At 62.0% G+C, this 945-nt stretch carries 1 protein-coding gene; it reads left to right on the top strand.

Annotated elements, in window-relative coordinates; genetic code table 11:
* The coding region (locus J7U37_RS24815; RefSeq protein ID WP_247637483.1) for an HAD-IIIC family phosphatase at nt 1-945 on the top strand (945 nt) is incomplete at both ends.

Genomic DNA, 945 nt, shown 5'->3' with positions numbered 1-945 from the left:
TACGCCAACGTCTACCTGCTCGACGTCGACAAGGTCTCGGCTTCGTTGGGGCGCCGATATGCGCAGGATGACGGGGTCTTTTGGTTCACCCACAGCTCGCTCATGCCGATGGGTTCGGATCAGGATGTCCGCATCGAGCCGATGGCTCACGTCTATGAGCACTATCACACCGACCTTCCGAAATTTATGAGCGCGCTCTGGCAGGAAATTGCTGCGTCCTACCGGACCCTCCGGGCGGCCGATGCCGTCAAGCTGGTGGTCGTCGACCTTGACGATACGCTCTGGCGCGGTGTGAGCGGCGACGACGCGGTGATTGGCCCCGAGATGATCGAAGGGTGGCCCCTCGGCATCATCGAGACGCTGATGCACCTGAAAAAGCGCGGCGTGATGCTCGGCATCATCAGCAAGAACGACGAGGCCCGTATCCGCTCGATCTGGCCGCGCATCTTCGGATCGCACATGTCGCTCGACGATTTTGCCGTCGTACGGATCAATTGGACTCCCAAATCCGAGAACATGGCTGCGATCCTACGCGCAGTGAACGTGCTCCCCCATTCCGTGGTCTACGTCGACGACAACCCGGTCGAGCGCGCCGAGATGGCCCACGCCTATCCTGGCATACGGGTCCTGGGCCGCTATCCGTTCTATCTCCGGCGGACACTCGCGTGGGCACCGGAAACCCAGGTCGCCAGCATCACCGACGAGTCGGGCCGTCGAACGCAGATGATCCAATCCCAGGTCGTGCGCGAGGAAGCCCGGGCGACGCTGCCCCGATCCGTGTTCCTCGCTACGCTGGAGATTGAGGTTTCGGTCTTCCCGGTGTCCTATGGTTCGGCTCGGTTCGCGAGGGCTTTCGAACTCATCAATAAAACCAACCAGTTCAACACGACGGGGCGGCGGTGGTCGGCCGATGCGATCAAGGCGGCGATGGACGCCGGCATGACC

The sequence above is a fragment of the Methylobacterium sp. 37f genome (assembly GCF_023093475.1).
In the GTDB taxonomy this organism is placed as follows: Bacteria; Pseudomonadota; Alphaproteobacteria; order Rhizobiales; family Beijerinckiaceae; genus Methylobacterium.
The sequence above is the reverse complement of the archived record's forward strand: the minus strand, read 5'-3'. Positions and strand labels throughout refer to the sequence as shown.